Genomic DNA, 20680 nt, shown 5'->3' on the forward strand with positions numbered 1-20680 from the left:
CTGGCGTATTTAAATTGTATATCCTGATTGAGAGGTAGAGAGTCCGATGGGGATCGGGGGATAGAATTCTCCATCGTCATCGAAATATACAATTTAAATGCTGCAACAGCTTAGACATCCTGTAAATAACCTATGAATGGCAGAGTGCGAGTTCGATCTGGAGCATCTCAGTTTTACATTATTATTATTATAGTGCTGTCCCCGCTCGCATATTGTACAATACGTGAGCGGGGACAGCACTCAAAGAAAAAATGCTTTTTACAAAACCCAGATGCACCCAAATGCGAGTTCGAGCGAAGATGGCAGAGACTCCTATTTTACCTGGAAATTCAGCTTCGGGAATACACCCGGACTCATCTAGATAGAGACAATACTTTAATTTAGATTTAAAATTGATAAAATGGTAATCTACTGCACAAATATAGATAATCGAAATTGCAACCGTGAATGTAGAACAAATCGATCGCCTGCTAGCTCAGTGGAAACAGAATCTCGATCGCATCAGTCAAAATCTGATTGATTTGCATGGATTGCCAACCTATCAACAACTCACTGCAATGCCATCTGACGTTGAGTTAACTGGCAAAACAAAAGCAAAGGTTGTTCCCGCACTCAGTGCGATGAATGACCTCTTTCAGAATTTTGATTTGTTAGTTAAAACGATCGATCGGGCTGTGATGCTCCGCAAGCAAGTTCCTAAGTTTTTGATTTCCAGTGCAGAATCTCAACTGCGTGAAATTGAATATCTTTTAACGGGTAATTCCATCCAACTTGGCGAACAACAAATTCCTCTAGCACAGCGAGACTTACTAAGTGCAGCCCAAACCCAAAATGCAATTGCACCTGCGAAATTACTGGAGGTGATGACTGCTGCTTTTCAAGTCGCGAAAGATGTGGTTGTCGCAGTGGAGACGGCACGATCGCATTTAGCAGCACAACTGACGCGAGCCCAAACTGAAATGCGATCGCTCCAAACTTTAGCTGACTCTCTCGGTATTCGGAGGAGTAATGAACTAGCAGTTGCTCAGCAAAATTTGCTCGATTTTGGCGATCGCATTATCTGCGATCCGTTAGGTGTCAGCGATGAGTTCGAGCGAGAAATTGAACCAATTATCATTCGATCGAGACAGTATTTAGAGGAAATAGCTCGGCAAAAAGCATCGGTTAAACAAGAATTATCTCAAGCGCATCAACTTCTGCAAAACTTAATTCATTTAAATCAGCAACATCAAACTATTTTTGCAGAGTATCAGGAAAAAATAACAGAAGCTGCAACGCGATCGCAGCCTTTAGCGGACGAACAAATTGAAGCTTTAAATCAGTGGCTCGCTCGACTAGAAATTAAGTTCAAAGAAGGCATATTTCAACCAGTTAAGATTGGTTTACAGAATTGGCGAGTCAGAACGCAAGAGTATTTATCCGCTCAACAACAAGCCTATACAGACAATCAAACTGCGCTAGAAATGCGTCAAGAATTGCGAGGACGACTCCAAGCACTGCAAGCTAAAGCATTAGCCAAAGGAATGGCAGAAAACGAACAATTGAGTCAAATTGCCCAACAAGCCAAGCAATTGTTATATACTCGACCTACTCCGTTAGGGCAAGCAATCCAGCTTGTCAGTGAGTATGAAAAGTTATTGAATCGTTCTTTTAAGTCGATATAAATGACATCTTGCAGCATTATCAATAATCCTGTAGGGGCTGGTTCGCCAACAGCCTAAAAGGTAGCAGACAGGTTAAATAAACCCGCCCCCACCCCACTGACATCTTGCAGCATTATCAATAATCCTGTAGGGGCTGGTTCGCCAACAGCCTAAAAGGTAGCAGACAGGTTAAATAAACCTGCCCCCACCCCACGAAAAAGCCCCAATTGACTTCTTTGGAAGATCACGAATATTCCTTCAAACGCAGATTGAGTCCAAAAAAGGTTAAAATAGCGATCGCACTAATTAACGCAAGACTCCACATCTCAAATTGGTAGGTATTTTTAAACGATCGATCGAGCATAGCCCCCTGCAAAATATCATCACTTGATTGCTGGGATTTATCGGGTACATAACCTACACTTTTAAATCCCCGATCGAGATTCTCTGTAAACGCGGTTAAATTAATGTCTGTTACATCATTGTGTTTTTTAAGGAATTGAGTGAACGCCCAATTAGATTGCCCTTGTTTATTTCCCGTACATAGTGCGATCGCTTCAGCTTTTTTGTCGCTATTTACCAGCGATCGAATTTGTTTGTCTATGTTGACATAAACCCCAAATGCTGATAACATTTCCACCGCCGCTTCTCGCTCTCCACCAAAAGTAATATTGGCAAATTCTTGGGCGAATAATCCAGTAAAACCCGCGACACCCTGGACGTTGGATGGCTTGAATTCCTTAGCGACAGACTCAAAATCCAGCAGATTGGCGGGGATGACGGCAATTTTCGCCATTTTCTCAACAAATTTGCGTTCGTGTTGAGCCGCAAATTCTCGATCGAGCAAATAGCGGCTTTCATCGGCATTAGCACTGTAGGCAAGAGCGCGAGCCTGTCGCAACGGCAAAAGCGAGTTAAAGGCATCCTCCTTAGCGACTTTCAGATGATAGGAAGCCGCATTTAGTGCATTGGTGATATAAAAGAATAAGACGATCGCACATAGGGTAGCTCCCAACAAATAGGGATTGAGATTGCGGCGCATTCGGTGGTAGAGAAACAGTTGTAATAGTCCCAACATGACAAGTGGCAAGAGGTTGCCAATAACTGCGAGGAACAAGAGGTTAGCCGATCGCGCTTTTTGTGAGATATAAGCTCGATCCAGACTCTCTAAGTTAACATTTTGCAATTGTTCGGCAGCAGGTAGTAAAATTGAGTCCAAAATGTTTGCTGCTTTGCGATACGCCTCCAAAAGCGATCGCGAATCCCCCCGTTCGTTCGCCAATCGCGCCCGTTCGATTTGCGTCATGTAGTCCCCCAACGATAGGATCAGCGTGCGAATCTGTTGGCGTTCTGCATCCCCCTCCGTAATGTTCTCCGCTGCCAAGGCTAGGAGTTTAGACAGTTTTTCTTGCCGTTTCCGATACTCTTTAACTGCTTCAGGATTCTCGCCCGGTTTGACGAGCAATTCGTTAGCAGCATTGGCATCCAAATCGGCGAGGCTATCTTTAATTCGCTGGGCAGTTAAGACGCTGGGTGCGGTATTTTTGCCGATGGTTTCGATCGCATCGCGCTGCATTTTCACTGCTTCATTGGCAGTCCCCAAGGCTAAAAGGCTGACTCCCCACACCAGGTACAATCCCCATCGCAGAATCTGAGGGGTGGTGAATTTTGTCTTCCAATTTGCGATCGAACTGGGCTTTTTTGCTGAAGCAGAATTGCGAGTAACTTGGCTCATAAATTTGGTCATGGGTAATTGGTCAAAAGATGCGGACTTAAGTCCGCACTACGAACTGTTTTTGTTATTGTGGTAATCTATCGGACATGATATAATTTGTCATTGGTGGGGGAGTTTTTATCAATTACCGATTTGCCTGCTAGTTAAGACTGGGTAATATTAACAATCATCTTTGTCCAATGTCCCAACGTAATTTCATCCCCATCTTTCAGACTAATATCTGTCATCGGCACAAGTTCAACCCCATTGAGAAACGTACCGTTGGTGGAACCGATATCGCGCAGGATTAATGCCCCATCTGGTTGGCGGTGAATGACGGCGTGGCGGTGGGAAATGGCATCGTCCAAATCGAGGGCGAGATCTGGATAAATGGCGCGGACATCGCTAGTGCGTCCGATGAGGGTACTGGGTTTTTCCATAGGGAAAGTCATGGGGGTAAACGCGGGCGGTTCCGGGCTACCTTCACAGCGCAAAGTGCGATCGACTGTGATGAGAAGTTCGGGAGTTCCTGTCGTTGTGGGTGAGGTAGATGTCGGGGAAATATGGGTTGCGCCCGCATCTATAGTACCCGCATCCAAAACAGAAGATGCGATTCCTGATGCCTTGGGAATTGGAATTTCTCCACTCGCACCGGTGACGAAGTTATAGCCACAAATTTCGCAGAAGTTGCCGCTATCTTCCTCGTGTGGAGTCGCGCAATCGGGACAGTTAATGGTAGCTGTGGCAACTCGAACGGGCGGACTTTTGGCTTCGACAGCCGCACCTCCATTAATCTTCGCGCCGCATTCCGAACAATAATCGGATTCGATCGATTCGTGACCTTTTGGACACTGATAGACTGACATAATTATCTATACGATTTTGGATTTTTGATTTTGGATTGCCGATTGTGGATTCTAGATTTGGGATTGTATAGCAACCGCCACATAGGTTAGGACATAAATCAATACGATTGCGATCGGAGATTGTCACAGGGAAAACTCATGAAACATAGACACTGCGTTGGCGAAGCCTGCCCGAAGGGCTTATGCTTCGTTCCTCTCTTCGGACAATCTTAACTGAACCGTATCGGGACATAAATAATGTCATAAATAGATCCTAATACCCTTGAGCAGAAACGGTTAGATGCTCGTACTATGTAACTGTCAACTGTCAACTGTCAACTGTCAACTGCTATAGATTTGGGATGGCTAATTTCTCGAAATTCGTGCCGTTTTAGTCGATCGAGTTTCCAATGCCATTTCATCTTCCTTCGCCACATTCCGCTTCAAACGAACTGTTCCCGTGGGTGCATCTTCCACCTCCACCACCTGGCGCAGCAGTTTCGCCGTTCCCTCATTTCCGGAGTCATGGGCGAGTTTGACAGCCCTTCCCAGCTTAGCCGTCGCCACTTCTACATCACCTTTATCGCGGGCTTCAAGTCCTTCCTGAATGGTTTGCGCGAGTTCTGCTTGTCCGGTGTAGTGCGCCACTCGCCGATCGATTTTTGTGGATTTCTGTTCGTCATCCGTCCACACCGCTAGAATCCGCGCCTCGGTAATTTTTGTTTCCACCCCATCAGCGGTGTAAATTAAACTCGCCCTTCCCGCCAGCATCTCATCTCCCACATTACCGGGATTCACCTCAATGCAGAAGTGGTAATCGCGCGATTCTGCCGTTCCCCAAGCCCCTGTCGGATAGTCGCAAACTTGCGGTTTAATAGATTGGGCGCGATCGGTCAAATCGACAATTTCGGGACTAACTTGCTTGCAGAATCGCACCTTTGCCCCTTGGGGAGTCCACAAACGCAAGGCGACATCACTCACCGTTTTAGTCATTGCTTGGGCGAGAATGGTTTGGAAATCCGCTTCTATTTGCACCGCGTTGGCGATGATATCGGTGGTTCCGAGTAGCCTGTTGGCAATGAACTGAAGCTGTTTGACGCGCCAGTCGGTTCCCACGCCCCGACAATCGCACTGAAATACACCTTCGCACGCTTGCAGCACCTTTTCCATGCGTTTTTGGTCGGAATCATCGTTCTGCCCGTCGGTAAGCAATAGGGCTTGTCTGACGGCATTGGGCATCTCTTTGAACTGCGTTAGTGAAGCTTCCAGCCATTGAGACATTAATGTACCGCCACTGGCTTGGACTTCTTTAATTTGGGAAATGGCTTGGGATTTGTTTTCTACTGTGGCTAGGGCAGTGGGAAAAATTACCTGGGCGCGAGTGGAACCTACCACGATAAAAAAGGAGGTATCCGCCGGAATTAACTGCACGAGTTTAATCATCGCATTTTTGGCGGCGTGGATTTTTGCGCCCTGCATCGAACCGGAAATATCGCAGATAATCCCGAAGAGTTTGCCTCCTGTTTGAGGTGCGATGCCAATATTTTCGTCCCCACGGACGGTGACGGTCATAATGGCATTGACTTCTCTGGAACCTTGATGAAGGTAGGGATTTTGGAAGACTTCGGCTTGGAATTGGGTAGACATTGTTTTTGAGTTTTTTGAATGAATTTTGAGTAAATGCGATCGATGCTTTTTTCAGTAAAAATGATGCTAATTTACAGATTGAGAAAAGAGATTAGAGTGTAGGTTGAGTAGAACTGAGATCTTGCAGTATTATCAATTATCCTGTAAGGGCCCGTGAGCCCACTATCTATAATGAACATCGACAATTTACAAAAACTCGCCCTCACCTAACGACAGAAATTCGTGAAGCGCAGCTATCCCGTAGGGAATCGCACAATCTCAGAAACCGGGTTTCTTTTTATATGCTTCGTACTCAGCAGACCTTATTCGCAGAAACCCGGTTTATCGCCAGCCAGCGATAGAATTGCGATCGCACATTCCCCAATTATATCAAAGAGCGCGATCGTGAATCTCTCGTTGGGTGGGGGCAGGTTTATTAAGATTGTTGGTACTCATTAGATATGGTTGGCGAACCTGCCCCTACAGGTTAATCGAGAACGTTGCAATATCTTATTTACATCCGTTACATTCCGTACACAGCTTCATTGCCAAACTTCCTTCTTCCTTCTTATAATATTATCCTCAAACGACTAACAGAGTGACAGTAATGTTATCTCGACCGCCACAAGAGCGAGCAAATTCTACGAGATGGCGCCCCATCCCGATCGCATCTTCTGAAGCATTGCCCTTGACAAGATCGGCGAGTTGTGGCGCTTCGGGTGCATAATTCCACAATCCATCCGTACAAAGTAACAAATATCCAGAACCGGGAATCGGAAACTGCACGATCGAAGGAACAGCATCCTCTTTAGCATCCACACCCAGCCAGCGCGTAATGGCATGAGCTTTATCGGACTTGCTAGCTTCGGCTGCGCTCATTTGTCCCGATGTAACTATTTCGTTAAACCAAGAATCATCTCGCGTCAGCAGTTGGGAGTTTTCCCGATCGATCCAGTAGGCGCGACTATCTCCCAACCAAGCAATTGTCGCGATCGAATTTTGTACTACCGCCGCAACAATCGTCGTCGAAGGTGCATCTTGATTCAAACTCCTATGAGGAATAACACAGACTTCATTGAGTGCGGCAGCGATTCCGTGTTGGAGAGCTGTTTCTGGGGAAAGATGTTTTTCTAGAGCAGTGACAATGCCATCTCTGGCACCTTCTGCCGCTGCTTTCGATGCCAATTCGGGAAACTGAGAACTCGACACCCCATCACAGGCGATCGCGATATAAGTGTTACTGCTTTCTATTACCGCACAAGCCAAGTAATCTTCATTGCGTTCGTGTCTCAATCCCCGATCGCTCACTCCCGCGAAATTAGGCTGAAGATTCACTTCCATGCGATCGGTTTCTCGGACTTGCCGATATTCATTTTTGAACCCGCAAACCGAACAGTATCCATCGGCATCGATCGCCTCGGGTGCCGCGCCGCATTTATTGCATAGTTTTGTAGAAGTTTCAGTAGCATTGACGGGTGAATTGACCAGTGGCGTACCGCATTCTTCGCAAAAGCGATCGTCTGTTTGAACTAAAGCTTCACAGTTAGGACATTGCATAGTTTGGGTCTTAAAAAAGCATGAGTAATATCGCTTCCTGCTGGATCGGAATGATTTAACCGCAGAGGGCGCAGAGAACACAGAGAGAGACAAGAGAGATGAATAATTCTGATGTTACCGGATTTGATATAACAAGAAAATATGGCGGTTCAAAACGCGGCTACAGGAGTAAAATCGGCCTGTGCAGGTTGAAAATTCCTGAGTCCGCGTAGGCGTGAATTCCATTCGCTTTCCTCTCCTACAACCATGTTCTCGGACGCACGCGATTCGCCTCATCAACCAAACGAATCTTTTCCGCTCCCGTGGATAAATGTGCCATGGCGCGCAAGGCTTTTTCTAACCCTTTTCTGAGCTCAACTTCTTGCAGTTGATGCCCCAAAAGGACGATCGCCGATGGCTGAATCGCTTTTGAAGCGATCGATCCTAGCGCCGTTTCTAAAAGCTGTTTCGTCAAGCGATGCCGCTCCATGCCTTCGAGCGTTAAGGCTTCGAGCGTCGTGGCTGCTAGGCTCAACTCCTTGGCTCCTGGTGCGGTATGTTTTCGATCGATCAGCATCCGTGCCGTTTCCACCCGCGATCGCACCGACAAATTCGAGGTTGGCGGCACTCGTCGCAACGCCTCCACCGCCGCCTGACGATCGCCTGTAGCACTCAAACACCTGGCCAAACCAAACGTCGCGCTGACGTAACTGGGGTCAGTCCGACACACGCGATCGTAGAGCTTAATTGCCTGCTTGCGATCGCCTGCCAACTCCGCCGCCAGCGCCAAAGCCAGTTGAGGAGCCAGTTCCCCCGGCAGTTCCGAGTAAACGCGATCGAACTGTTCCTGTGCCGGTTTTGCCTGATTCCGCGCCAGCAGCAACCTACCGCGATACCAACGCACGCGCCAATCCCAAGCATCGAGTTGTTCGGCTTGCGTTAGTGCCGTTTCAGCGGCTGGATAGCGACGAATCTCGATCGAACTGTCAGCCAGTCGGAGTAAGGCTTCGCGAGAGTTGGGATACTGCTGCACCACCTGCTCCAAATTCACCTGACGTTGTATGGGATCGGCGATCGCTTGGGCATTCAATACCGCGTTAAAAGCTGGATCGTTGCTATCGATCGTCGGTACGGGCAACTGTCGGAAGTCCGCGCCAATTGGTTCCAAGTCTGAAGATGCCGTCAGCGCGAGCATATCCGAGCCGAACAGGGTACTGGCAGCCGGATGCGGCGTATTTGTTTCCAGTGCTACCACTTCCCGCAACACTCCCAACAATCGATCGGCCATTTCCTCAGCCGACTGGAAGCGATCGTCAGCGTTGTACGCCGTGGCTTTGAGCAAGAAGCGATAGAGGGATTCTTGGTGGGCAAATAGGGGTTCTTCTTGCGGACTGGGTAACTTGTACTGGTGTTGTTTGCTGAAGCCCGAAATGTTCGTCACCAGAACAGCGAGGGTGCGGCCGATCGTGAATAAATCCGAGACGACAGTGGGCCCTTCTCCTGCTTCCGGTGCGCTGTAACCCACCGTTCCGTAGATGTCCCCGTCTAAGTCGTCAATGCGCCGCACCCCACCCATATCGATCAGTTTTAGGTCATTGCTTTCGAGCATGACGTTATCCGGTTTGAAGTCGCAATAAACTAAACCTTGAGCGTGCAGGTAGGCAAAAGCGCCGAGAATGCGATGAATGTAGGCGATCGCTTCAGCAACAGGTAACACTCCGCGCGTCTTGCGAATCTCCTTGAGCGTCTGACCTCCAACGTACTCCATAATGATGAAGCCTTCGTTGAGGTGGTTGACGAAGTTGTAAATCCCAACGATGTTGGCGTGTTTGACAGAGGCGAGGAATTGGCGTTCGGCTACAGCAACGGCAGCACTGGCTTCGTCCTCCGTGTTGAGCAACCCTTTAAGAACGACGTAGCGCGACAGACTCCTATCAAATCCCAAATAGATCCAGCCGAGTCCCCCGTAGGCGATCGCACCTTTGACTTCGTACTGGTTAATGACTCGATCGCCAGGTTTGAGGCTGGGAACGAAGGAATACTTATGGCCGCACTTCGGACAAAACCCTCTTTCCCGACTTAAAGCGTTGTTGCAACTGGAACAGAAGCGTTTGTTTTCCGGGACGACGGCTTCTACAAGCAGCGCCTTTTCCGGTTCAGTGGAAGGGAGTTCCGGAATCGACACCAATCCCGCACCTAATTGTTTGCGGCTGCTTCTAGAGGTGCTACCCGTGCGCCGGGAACTGCGGCTGCTTGCGGAGGATGAACCCGTCGGCGTACTGGCTGTGGGTGAATTGGTTCTGGATAAGCTTGCGTTCGATGCAGTGGGGAGAGGGGAGGAAAGCAGCCGTTCAGCGGTTTTGACGGCCGCCATGCCGCAGACATCACAATAGCCATCCTCGATCGTTCCCGTACAACCCGATTTTTGGCATTTATCGCCATCCATTATGACAGATTTCCTTAAGAAAGAATTGGTGTATGGTGGATTCTTTCAGTATGCGCGACGAACCCAAGTTCAGGGATATTTGGGATAGCTTTGCAATGGAATTTAACGAAATTTAACGATTCGATCGCCTTTTAGCTAGGCAGACGGGAATCCCCACACCATACCGCTTCGATTAGTGTGGGATTCTCATGCGCGTGAGAGGAGGATTCTATCTGTCCACAATCTCAAAGCATAGCTTTGAGCAGTGGGCAGATGGATGACGAGACGAACAGACTTCTTGTTTTACTCGACAGGTCTATCTTGCTCCTCAATGTACTTTTTCAATTGCTCAACCGTCACGCCACCACAGGAAGCAATAAAATAGCCATTTGTCCAAAAAACATCTTTCCAGTAAACTTTTTCAACTTCACTTACAAACTCTTTTCGCAAATAGCGACTAGAGACAGTCTTAAGATTGTTGATAAGCTTACTTGGCTCAGTTTGTGGTGTATATTGAAGCAACAAATGTACGTGGTCACGCTCACCATTGAATTCTACCAATCTTCCTTCCCATTTTCCCATCAAGTTCTTAAAAATCTCCTCAAGCCTGGACAACATTGGATCAGTTAGAACTTTCCGCCGATATTTGGTTGTCAACACTAAATGACACTTGAGATCGGAAACCCCTCTGGCTTTATGGATAAAATCTTTACTCATATACTTGACACTAAACAGTATTCTCTGATAGAGTAACACTAATCGAGGCGTATCGGCTGTGATGCAATGAAAGCAACCTACCAGTACCAGTTCTATCCCGACACTAATAAAAGATTAACCCTCAACCATTGGTTGAGGGTCTGCCGCTATTGGTATAACCGACAGCTAGGCGATCGATTTGATTGGTGGGAGATGAACCGCACTGCGATAAACGCTTGTCCATTGATTACTAGCATCTCTGCGCCTCGTAAAAAGCCCAACTACTATACCCAAAAACAACAATTGCCCGTCATCAAGAAAGACTTAGTAAAAGTTTTTCATAGTGGCGAGCTTTTGGATTTTAAGCAGGTAGATTCAACTGTACTGCAAGATGTCTCTAAGCGAGTAGACAAAGCTTTTGAGCGGTTTATCATAGGGGATAGTAAGGGCGGAAGATCGGGTAAACCCCGCTTCAAGACTGAGGTAGATTACCGGACGATGACTTTTTGTACGGCTAAAAGCGACTGGATTAAGTTGATTCGTAAGAATTGGTTTTATATCCGATTGCCAAAGTTGGGCATCATAAAAGTTCGGATGCACCGCCCAATCCCCGATGGATTTAGTGTCAAGCAAATTAGTGTAACTAAAAAGGCTGACGGTTGGTTTATTCAAATAATGCTTGAAGACTCTTTAGTGCCTCAATTTATTCCTGATAAAGTTACCCCAAACTGGGAAAATTCAATTGGATTAGATGCGGTACTACACGAAGATGTCTACCTGGCAACGTCGTCGGGAGAAAAGTTACCTTCCTTAAAACCGCTTCGCAAAAACCAAGCCAAGCTAGACCGCATCTCAAAAAAGCGGAACAAACGGAAGCGTGGCTCTAAATCCCGACGAAAATTAGCCAAAAAAGAAGCGAGACAACACCAAAAAATAGCGCGTTCTCGCCAAGACTTTCATTACAAAACGGCTCACAAACTGATCGAGTCTGGAGCTAAGTTCTTCTTTCACGAAGATTTAAATTTAAAAGGCTTAACTAAGCGGAATAAAGTTAAGCAAGATGATGAGGGTAATTACCTTCCGAACGGTCAATCAGCAAAATCAGGATTAAACAAGTCTTGGCTCGATGCTGCGTTCGGTCAATTTTTCAAGACGCTGGAATACATAGCCGAAAAAGCTGGATCAGTTGTCGTTCCGCAAAAGCCTGCTTATACCTCAATGGTTCTGTGTTATCGGAATGAAATCGTTTTTACCGATTGCGGTATGCGGAATTATTGGGATGAGCAACATTCTTTAATGGTTGATCGTGATGTGAACGCCGCGATCAACCTAAAGAGACTTGGGTTGGGCATTTTCCCAAGTATAAAACGCCGTAGCGGGAATCTTTCTGTAGTAGGAACTATGGATGACAGTACCGCGAAGGAAATTTTGCATACCCTTCATCGGGCTGCTAAGAAGCCCACATCATACCTGTACTCAGGTTGATGTGGGAGTATGTCACACAAGGGTTTTAGAATTTAGTTTGCGATCGGCCACACAAACGAGACAGAAATTCTCATATTGCGGTCATTCTGTTAATCCTTTTTATCTAAAAAAGCCACTATTTTTAATAAAGCTTCACGATAGATTTTTTTGCCATCAGCATTGAGGTGAACGCCATCCGAAGTCAAATTAGCCTTCAAAGCTTTACCTTCAAATAACGGCTGCAAACCAGCTTCATCAATTGATAAATTTTCAGCAGCAGCAACCTGGCGAATCAACTGATTAAACTTATCGACTCTCGGAATCGGAGCAGCAACAGTAACATCGCGACTGGCCTCAATAGTGGAATAAAAAGCTGGCATCAAAATCACCTGTTTCGCCCCCATATCTTTTTTGACAGTGCTAATTATTTGCCGCATATTTTTCACAAATTGTCCCTCCATACTTCTGTAAATAGCATCGTTTGTCCCGAGAGCAACAATCGCGCGATCGCACTTAACTTGAGCAGCAGTTAAAAACTTAAGCTGTTCCAACTGAGAAATCGCAGTCAGGCCAGAGATCGCAAAATTGAAAGAATTGTCACCCAGATTATTCCCCAGCATCGAAGTGATGGAATCTCCAAAAAAACAAGTTTTTATCTGCGTATTCTGAGTCACAGCAACTTGATACTTTACCTCATCTTGCCACCAAGACTGAGAACTCAGCGTATCCGTCGGCAATTCCAGATAATTTGCATTCGCCATTACCAAAGTTCTGCCCAAATAGCCCCGCTTCCCTGTGTAGATTAAGATAATAGATAGCAAAACTACATTTAACACAATCGAAAATATAAAAACATTTTTCATTTTTTTCTTCCCAACGCACAATCTATTATTGTCATCTAAAAAAGGTTTGTAGTGAGGACTTCAGTCCTTATTTTTGCGGGTCAAAATGCTCACTACAAACGATTATCAAAAAATTTTTCTTTATTTTATTCTAGTCTGATGCCGACTTGCATTCCTCACTACAATCAAATTCTGAAACATTTCTTCTCTCTTCTCTTCCTCTCTGCGTTCTCTGCGCCCTCTGCGGTTCAAAAAAAACAATTCTGTATGTAACGCGAATCTTAAAGCATAACTTTTAACCTTCAAATCCCGTGACTTTTTCCAAGCACCCAACTGCGGCGAAAAATCCGAGCCAAAGTCGATTCTTCCAACGCAAAATAGATCGGGCGGCCGTGCGGACAAGTGCGCGGATTGCGAGTTTGCTGCCATTCATCCAACAAATTTTGCATTTGGGAAAGATTGAGAGGAGTACCATTGCGAATAGCGCTGCGACAAGCAGTAGCAACTTGAGCAGCTTGCAAATCTGCGACTTTACTGAGTTCAAAAAGCGCATCCGCACAGTCATCTCGATCGACCAATAAATCCGGTACTTCCCGTGCCGCCCATAACTGTTCGCCAAAACTTTCTACTTCCAAACCCAAGCGGGACAAATTCTCAATTTGCAGGGCAGATAATTGACTGAGAATCACTGGTTTTTCTAGAGATTTTAGCTGCCAATCAGCGCAGATACGTTCGTACAAAACGCGCTCGTGAGCGATGTGCTGTTCGACTAACCACATTCCGCTAGAGTGTTCTGCAACAATGTAAGTATTGTGAACTTGAGCGATCGCCCTCAGTTCCATCAATCCTATTTTACGACCTGTTGTCTGTTCGTCACCGCCATCACTCTTTCGAGCTGAAGTCCCCACACTGTAAGCACTTTTTTGTTCTGATGCTTTCAACAACTGTCCCACGCGATCGGGAATTGGAGGATCTGCCAAAACCTCATCATTCAGGTGCAAAGCCCGATCGATTGCAGCGCCAACTTGTGCTTGCCAAAAACTCGGATCGTGCAGATAAATTTCCACTTTAGCCGGGTGGCGGTTCCAGTCGATTTCCGAGGGGGAGAGTTGTAGGTGAACAAAACACACGGGATAGCGATCGCGCGGACAAGTGCGGGCGAAGGCGCTGAGAATAGTTTGCTCTATTTCGGGCGATCGCACAACCCGCCGATTTACTGCCACCTTAACCCAATCCGGCCGCCTGCGGTGACAGCGATCGGGCAAACCAATTACTAACTCCAAAGACTGGGAATTGGGAATTGGGCATCGGGCATTGGGCATTGGGAATTGATAATTGTGGTTGCTTGTAGCTCCCACAAGTTCAGTTTCTCGCAAGAGATTTGCTACTTTCTGATTCTCAGGACTCGCAGGCAAATCTAACTTTAAATATTGTAAATCGCTCGATCGCACGCCGCGCACAAACTGAGGCAAAATTTGTTCCGCTGTGCTCGCCGAAGTTATGTAAAAACAAGGCGCATTTGCTTGGCGCAACTGCCAATTAACGTAGGGGTGACAAATTGCAATTTGCTGGAGGATTGATTGGATCGATCGCATTTGCTGTGCCGGCGACAAAAAAGTGCGGCGCACAGGCCAATTGCCAAACAAATTAGCCACAGTCACCACCGTGCCCGGAGCAATTGCCACTGTTTCCAGCTCCACAGCTTCCCCAGCGTTGTTGTAAACTACCCGCCAGCCCGATCGAGCATTTTCAACTCCCGGCTGGTTCAAAGATGACTTCTCAACTCCCCCTCTTGTTAAGGGGGGGCTAGGGGGGGTTTCCGCAGACTGTCGATTTTCCCAATAATCTCCGAATCCCAAATCGTTGGGCCTGCTCAAAACCTCCAAACAGCCCAACTGAGCCAAACTGTGCAAAGCTTCACCGCGAAATCCCAAAGTAGCAATTTTGTAAAGGTCAGCTTCCGTGGTAATTTTGCTCGTACTGTGAGGCGAAGCCGCCTGCTGCAAGTTTTCCCGATCCATTCCCGTACCATTATCGGCAACTTGCACCCGCCATTGTTCGGGCCAAACAGACACAACGATGCGAGTTGCGCCAGCATCCAGAGAATTTTCTACTAATTCTCGTACCGCAGCGGCGATCGAGTCAATAACTTCGCCTGCGGCAATTAAATCGATAACTTCTGCGGGTAAGGTTTGAATAGTAACTGGCATCAGATTTTTAGCGGTTCGTTAATTCAATTATACCTGATTCTGCCACTCCATACACACGATCGCGATCCGCCCAAAAACTGGTAATGTTCCACATAGTTAAGTCGTAGATGTTCCCAACATTTTAGACAAAAGTTCAAGCTCCCAGATTCACTTGTGGGGGCAACTATCCAATCTCAAACTTGTCCTGAGCATCTTGTCCTGAGCGTAGCCGAAGGGAGCCGAAGGAAGTCGAACAATCTCAAATCGATTAAATGATTGATTGAAGTCGGTGGTGACAAACAAACATTACTTAAACTCCACAGACTAACTGATGACTTTTGGCAAGCGGATGTAAAAAGTGGTTCCTTTTTTGTTTTCCGACTCATAACTAATTTCCCCTTTGTGAGCATCAACAATCGACTTAGCAATCGCCGTTCCCAAGCCAGTACCAGTCCGCTTGCCATAGGTTATAAACGGTTCAAATAACTTGTCCTTGATTGATTGCGGAATGCCAGGGCCGTTATCATAAATGCTAATTTCTGCCCAATCCTCACTTTCTGTCAGCATAATCTCTATTCGGCCCCCGCGTCCGCCAAAAGCTTCAACAGCATTCCCAACTAAATTTTGTAAAACTCGCAAAATCTTATTGTCGTCAGCTTCCACTATCACTTCTGATACCCCCAGCACTAAGTCTACTTTTGCAGCCTCAAAATAAACTCTGTTCAACTTTTCAAACTGCTGCAACGTCTGGATGAGATTAACTGGTTTTTTATTTAATGCAGAGTTCCCACGCGAAAATTCTAATACTTCCTCAGCCATCCCCAACATTCGCTGAACTTGCAACTGAATAAGTTCACACCATTCCTGAGTTTCAGCATCGGGGTGCATTTCTTTGAGCATTTCGCTGGAGAGTTTAATTCCGGTAAAAGGACTTTTGAAATCGTGAATAATTGTGCTCACCATTTCACCCACCAAAACCATTTTTTGTTTGTGTACGAACTGGCTAACATATTGATCCGTGGTAGAGCGCAAATTTTTAATAATGAAACTAAACATTTGCATTACTGAACTGCCTTTAGCAAACTCGAGGTTTGCTATCAATTCTTCGCGGCCTATTTTGGCCAAACTCGATCCGGCAACTGCCACAGCTCTAGCACTGCGAGGCTCTCCGTCTAAAACTCCGAGTTCGCCAAAAAAATCGTCGGGCTTAGCGACAGCAATAGTTTGATATTTACTGTTGTCAATCCGCTTGCTAAACTCGACTTTACCTTCTAAAACTAGATATAAAAAATCGGCTGTTTCTCCTTCTTCAAAAACCACCGTTTCTTCAGCAAAACTTTCCAATACAGCTATTTGGCACAGATGAGCAGCTTGAAGAGGTTCAAAATAAGACATAAATCGATGAGATGCCAGATCCATGTGAAAATACCTGAGGCTTAATTGAAACTGTTTCTTTCTTCTATCTTCGCGCTATAAGCATCGATGCGTTAATAAAATACAATACTGCTGGAATTTGCTGTTATTTTCTGGAATCCCTGGCTTTGAGGGAAGGGTAAGCCTCGATATGGAGAGCCAGACTAGCACAGCGGTACCAGAAATCTCACCAACATTCTAAGTTAATTGACTAAAATACATATATATGATATTTGATCTCAGATTTAAATGGGAAGTGCGATCGCACTTTCGGACACGCCCCCACAAGATTTTAATTGTAGAGAGATGCTGCAATTTCAATGCCGATCGCCTTCGATTACCAAAAATTAACGATCGCCCGACAACACAATCCCAGCATTCTGCCCGCCAAAACCAAAACTCAAACAAACCGCATTTCTCACAAAAGTCGATCGGGCGCAGCGAACAAAATCTAACTCAAACCCCGGTTTTTTTATGCCAGTACAAGGCGGCAACACCTGGTATTTAATACCCATCAAACAAAAAGCCACGCCCAAAGCACCCGAAGCTCCCAAAGTATGACCAGTAGCCCCCTTCGTCGAACTAACAGCAACTCCTTGGCGAAACAATTTCTGAATTAACAGGGCTTCGTGTCGGTCATTTAAATCAGTTCCAGTACCGTGAGCGTGAATAAAATCTATATCAACCGCCGTTAAATTGCTACGTTTCAAACATTGATTTACCGCCGCGATCGCACTTTTTCCGCCCAACTCCGGCGAATTAGCATGAAAAGCATCATTTGTCAACCCAAAGCCGGAAATTAGACCGTAAATTCTAGCGTTGCGGCGCGTTGCCAACTCACTTGATTCTAATACAAATAAAGCCCCGCCTTCGCCGAGCACCAAGCCTTCCCGCTCTTCGTCAAAGGGATAACAGCCCGTGTTTGCCAAAGCACCCATCCGGTTAAATCCAGCCACAGTCAGCGGTGTAATTGGCGCTTCAACAGCACCAGCGATCGCGCGCTGACACTCACCGGTGCGGATTAAATCAACAGCGCGGGCGATCGACTGTAGGCCCGTCGCACAAGCAGCCATCGGCGCCAGCACAGGCCCCATCGAGCCAATTGCCCTCGCCACCGCGATCGCCCCCATGTGAGGCAAAAAGTCCACGAATTGGGCATCGGGAATTGGGAATTGGGCATCGGGAATTGGGAATTGGGAATTGGGCATCGGGAATTGGGAATTGGGCATTGGTAATTGGGCAATTCTCCCCATCTCCCCCTCTCCCCCTCTCCCCCTCTCCCCCTCTCCCCATCTCCCCCTCTCCCCCTCTCTTAGCAACAGTTCCAAATTAGCCTGAAAGCCGCGACTAGAACCGATCGCAATTCCGCAATCAGGAATCGGCAAAGTCAAATTAGCATCTTGCAAAGCATCTGCTAAAACAGGCAAAATTAAACTTATTAAATCAGCAGGTTTTGTACCTACCAAAGCCAAAAGTTGCGGTTCAAGTTCTAAAAAAGGTTGATGTTGCCGAATTCCCGACTCCCCAGATAACAATCTTTTCCAGCTATTTTCCAGATTTCCCAACGCTGAAACAAGACCAATTCCCGTAACCACAACATCCATAAGTATCAGTTAGAAGGCAGTAGTTATTAGTTAGTTGTGATTAGTTATTCGTAATCTATGACTTGTTGGTTGTTGATGCGTAGTTATCAGGTATTAGTTTTGGCTTGTTACCAATAACCAATAACTACTACCAACTCCCAACGGCAAACTGTCAACTGTCAACTGTCAACTGTCAACTGACTAACTAGCAGCCTTAAAATTTTCTAAACCCTGGGTCACAGTAGCCTTATCAATCCGATCGCCCGCTTGAATCTTATCAACAACATCCATCCCTTGCTTCACGTAGCCAAAAACCGCATAGCTACCGTCCAAAAACGGCACATCGGTCAAAGTAAAGTAAAACTGAGAAGAAGCCGAATCAGGACTTTGCGATCGAGCCATAGCCACAGCCCCGCGAGTGTGCATCAACACGGGTTTCTGAGCAATCCCAGCTTGTTCTAGCGTTTGGCTGTAAGTCGGGTTCGGGGCATCTTTAGCTTTAATTTCCAAAGGAATCCTGCGTTCGACAGATGTTTTCGGGTCAATAAAGCCCCCAGTTCCCAGCCGCGACGCAGGGAATTTAGGGTCTTTGCCCTGGGGGTCGCCACCCTGAACTACAAAAGGCTGAGGTTCCCGCACCACTCGGTGAAATACCAGCCCGTCGTAGACTCCTTTCTGAATCAAATCGACAAAATTGCCCGCAGTAATTGGGGCATTTGTGCCGTCGAGTTCGATCGTAATCGGAGTACCTTTAACCGTCATCACTACCGTTGCTTTTCCTTGCAAGCGTGGCAAATTGCTAAATTGCGAACTCGCCGCCACAGCAGCAGGAGACGGAGACGGAGACGGAGACAAAGAAATGCTTTCACCCGACGCCGGATTTGGTGTCGGAGTAGAGTTTGCAGCAGGGGAACTACCGCATCCCCCGACAAACAGCGCGCCAATTATTAAAAGTGAGAAGAACCACCGCTGAATTTTGATTTGCATTTGCATTTGTATTTTCACTTTCACTTCATTCAGATCGGGTACATGGCCGGGCGCACTCTAGATTTATCGATTTTGTGCGCCCCGCCGTCCAACCTACAAAACATTACCAATATCAAATCGAAAATCCCAAATCCCAAATCCCAAATCTCTACAGCCCTTCTAGGGACACTTGCAAAAATCGAGCCAATTCGGCAGCTTGATTTTCCACATCAGACAAAGAAATGGGCTGTCCGACTCTTGTCAGGGGAAACTGACGGCGGTCTTTGAGCTTAAGATAAATGCTGCGGCGGGGGCTGAGACCTTCTTTAATATCGACCCGCACAGATTGCACGTCCGATGTCTTGCAAGTAAAATCAAGTTTGCGGTTTTTGCCGGGAAATCCCCAACGGAAGATCCGAATGTTACCTGTTTTGCGATCGAACTCATTGTATCCGCCGCCAACATCCCAGAGAACAGTCAGCCACAGATAAAGCCCCAACAGCAGGGCGCAGACACCGTAGAAACCCATCGCGATGCCTTGGGGGATGAAAATAAGCTGAGTCGGGTCAGCAAAAGGCAGCAGGTTCTTGTGTAAGTAGCTGGAAATGCTCGACAGCAGGAAACCAGTCCCTCCAATGCTGACAACCGTTGCCCACCAGTAATTGCTGAAGCGACGAGATCCCAAAACCTCATAGCGCAGGACAGAATCGATCGAGGTCATTGTTTTTGCAGTCATAAAAAACACTCGGTAAGTGGGAAACTCAGAGTCTTTAGACCTGAAAGGAAAACGACGCAGGGGACTTCAGTCCCCGTCAATCCCCTTTCGGGGGGTGGAGGGGTATGGTTGCCCCTCCAAGGTCGATACAGTTGTATCCTTTCTCCCTTGCGGGGTAATGTTCGTGCAGACCTGGTTATAAAGGCTTGTTAGACCTGCAACACTGTAAAGCGTGACTTTAAAACTGTTTAATTGCAGATGACAGAGCCCAAAACAGGCGTCGCATTCAAGGAGTGTCGTTACCTGAATAACGTCTCCTCGCGATCGAGGGGTCTGGTCAGAACAGCTTGTAATTTCTTACAAGCGAGCGTGGCTTGAGCCTAGAGTTCCTGACAAATTTAAACAGCCTTAAACCAAAATTTTAATTCAACTAGCCTACCTTAGTCTCACTCCGCTGGCGCGATCGCCCAGTCACGATCGCGATTCTGTATCAACTCCTGCTGTTCTAGTTGAAAATTAATGAACTTATAATATATAGTTATGTTAAGTTTAATTAGAAACCTTGGTCTTTTAACAAGCAAAAGGATTTTACCGTAATGACAATCGCAGTCGGACGCGCCGAGAACGAAAGAGGCATCTTTGATGTACTCGACGACTGGCTCAAGCGCGATCGCTTCGTCTTCGTAGGCTGGTCTGGCATCCTGCTATTCCCCTGCGCTTACATGGCGATCGGTGGCTGGTTAACCGGCACCACCTTCGTTACCTCCTGGTACACCCACGGTTTGGCAAGCTCCTACCTCGAAGGAGCCAACTTCCTCACCGTCGCAGTCTCCACCCCAGCCAACAGCCTCGGACACTCCCTGCTGTTCCTGTGGGGCCCCGAAGCACAGTGGGACTTCACCCGCTGGTTCCAACTCGGTGGTTTGTGGGCATTTGTCGCCCTCCACGGCGCCTTCGCACTGATCGGCTTCTGCCTGCGTCAGATCGAAATCGCCCGTTTAGTCGGCATCCGTCCCTACAACG

General features: G+C 46.8%; 14 protein-coding genes and 1 pseudogene. 3 read left to right on the forward strand and 12 right to left on the reverse strand.

Going from position 1 to position 20680, the window contains the following annotated elements; all coding sequences use genetic code 11:
• The first annotated feature begins 443 nt into the window (after positions 1-443).
• Positions 444-1664 carry a hypothetical protein gene (locus tag JGK14_RS02095; protein ID WP_293190091.1) on the forward strand — a complete coding sequence of 407 codons (1221 nt, stop codon included), beginning with the start codon at positions 444-446 and terminating at the stop codon, positions 1662-1664.
• A gap of 223 nt (positions 1665-1887) precedes the next feature.
• Here JGK14_RS02095 and JGK14_RS02100 read toward each other — a convergent pair whose 3' ends face one another.
• From JGK14_RS02100 to tnpA, 6 genes are all read right to left on the reverse strand, one after another.
• Positions 1888-3390 carry a hypothetical protein gene (locus JGK14_RS02100; protein ID WP_325314714.1) on the reverse strand — a complete coding sequence of 501 codons (1503 nt, stop codon included), beginning with the start codon at positions 3388-3390 and terminating at the stop codon, positions 1888-1890.
• Positions 3391-3521: 131 nt separating this feature from the next.
• On the reverse strand, positions 3522-4223 hold the full coding sequence (locus JGK14_RS02105; protein ID WP_293197019.1) for an FHA domain-containing protein: 702 nt from the start codon (positions 4221-4223) through the stop codon (positions 3522-3524).
• A gap of 345 nt (positions 4224-4568) precedes the next feature.
• Positions 4569-5849 carry a vWA domain-containing protein gene (locus JGK14_RS02110; RefSeq protein ID WP_293225108.1) on the reverse strand — a complete coding sequence of 427 codons (1281 nt, stop codon included), beginning with the start codon at positions 5847-5849 and terminating at the stop codon, positions 4569-4571.
• A 561-nt stretch (positions 5850-6410) separates the two neighbouring features.
• Complete coding sequence (locus JGK14_RS02115; protein ID WP_293225110.1) at positions 6411-7385, reverse strand: PP2C family serine/threonine-protein phosphatase; 975 nt, start codon at positions 7383-7385, stop codon at positions 6411-6413.
• A gap of 238 nt (positions 7386-7623) precedes the next feature.
• On the reverse strand, positions 7624-9810 hold the full coding sequence (locus JGK14_RS02120; RefSeq protein WP_325314715.1) for a serine/threonine-protein kinase: 2187 nt from the start codon (positions 9808-9810) through the stop codon (positions 7624-7626).
• 282 nt (positions 9811-10092) lie between these two features.
• Positions 10093-10506 carry an IS200/IS605 family transposase gene (gene tnpA, locus JGK14_RS02125; protein WP_293207850.1) on the reverse strand — a complete coding sequence of 138 codons (414 nt, stop codon included), beginning with the start codon at positions 10504-10506 and terminating at the stop codon, positions 10093-10095.
• Between the two features lie 66 nt (positions 10507-10572).
• Here tnpA and JGK14_RS02130 point away from each other — a divergent pair, with 66 nt between their 5' ends.
• Positions 10573-11970 (forward strand): RNA-guided endonuclease InsQ/TnpB family protein, encoded by a 1398-nt coding sequence (locus tag JGK14_RS02130; protein WP_293230927.1) that lies wholly within the window; start codon positions 10573-10575, stop codon positions 11968-11970.
• Positions 11971-12059: 89 nt separating this feature from the next.
• Here JGK14_RS02130 and JGK14_RS02135 read toward each other — a convergent pair whose 3' ends face one another.
• The 6 genes from JGK14_RS02135 to JGK14_RS02160 form a co-directional block, all read right to left on the reverse strand.
• On the reverse strand, positions 12060-12812 hold the full coding sequence (locus JGK14_RS02135) for an SGNH/GDSL hydrolase family protein (protein WP_293226639.1): 753 nt from the start codon (positions 12810-12812) through the stop codon (positions 12060-12062).
• A 281-nt stretch (positions 12813-13093) separates the two neighbouring features.
• Positions 13094-15001, reverse strand: a complete 1908-nt coding sequence (mutL, locus tag JGK14_RS02140) for a DNA mismatch repair endonuclease MutL (RefSeq protein ID WP_293226642.1) — start codon at positions 14999-15001, stop codon at positions 13094-13096.
• A gap of 303 nt (positions 15002-15304) precedes the next feature.
• Positions 15305-16399, reverse strand: coding sequence for an ATP-binding protein (locus tag JGK14_RS02145; RefSeq protein WP_293186886.1), 1095 nt, complete (start codon positions 16397-16399; stop codon positions 15305-15307).
• A gap of 341 nt (positions 16400-16740) precedes the next feature.
• Complete coding sequence (locus tag JGK14_RS02150; protein ID WP_293193716.1) at positions 16741-17997, reverse strand: beta-ketoacyl synthase N-terminal-like domain-containing protein; 1257 nt, start codon at positions 17995-17997, stop codon at positions 16741-16743.
• 180 nt (positions 17998-18177) lie between these two features.
• Positions 18178-18969: a peptidylprolyl isomerase gene (locus tag JGK14_RS02155; protein WP_442921418.1), complete on the reverse strand. Its 792-nt coding sequence runs from the start codon at positions 18967-18969 to the stop codon at positions 18178-18180.
• A gap of 142 nt (positions 18970-19111) precedes the next feature.
• Positions 19112-19678: a photosystem I assembly protein Ycf4 gene (locus JGK14_RS02160; RefSeq protein ID WP_293186889.1), complete on the reverse strand. Its 567-nt coding sequence runs from the start codon at positions 19676-19678 to the stop codon at positions 19112-19114.
• 575 nt (positions 19679-20253) lie between these two features.
• On the opposite strand from JGK14_RS02160, the pseudogene JGK14_RS02165 reads away from it, so the two are divergent.
• Positions 20254-20680, forward strand: a pseudogene (locus JGK14_RS02165) (photosystem II D2 protein (photosystem q(a) protein)); the annotation flags it as partial.

The organism is Microcoleus sp. PH2017_28_MFU_U_A (assembly GCF_020738035.1).
Taxonomy (GTDB): domain Bacteria; phylum Cyanobacteriota; class Cyanobacteriia; order Cyanobacteriales; family Microcoleaceae; genus Microcoleus.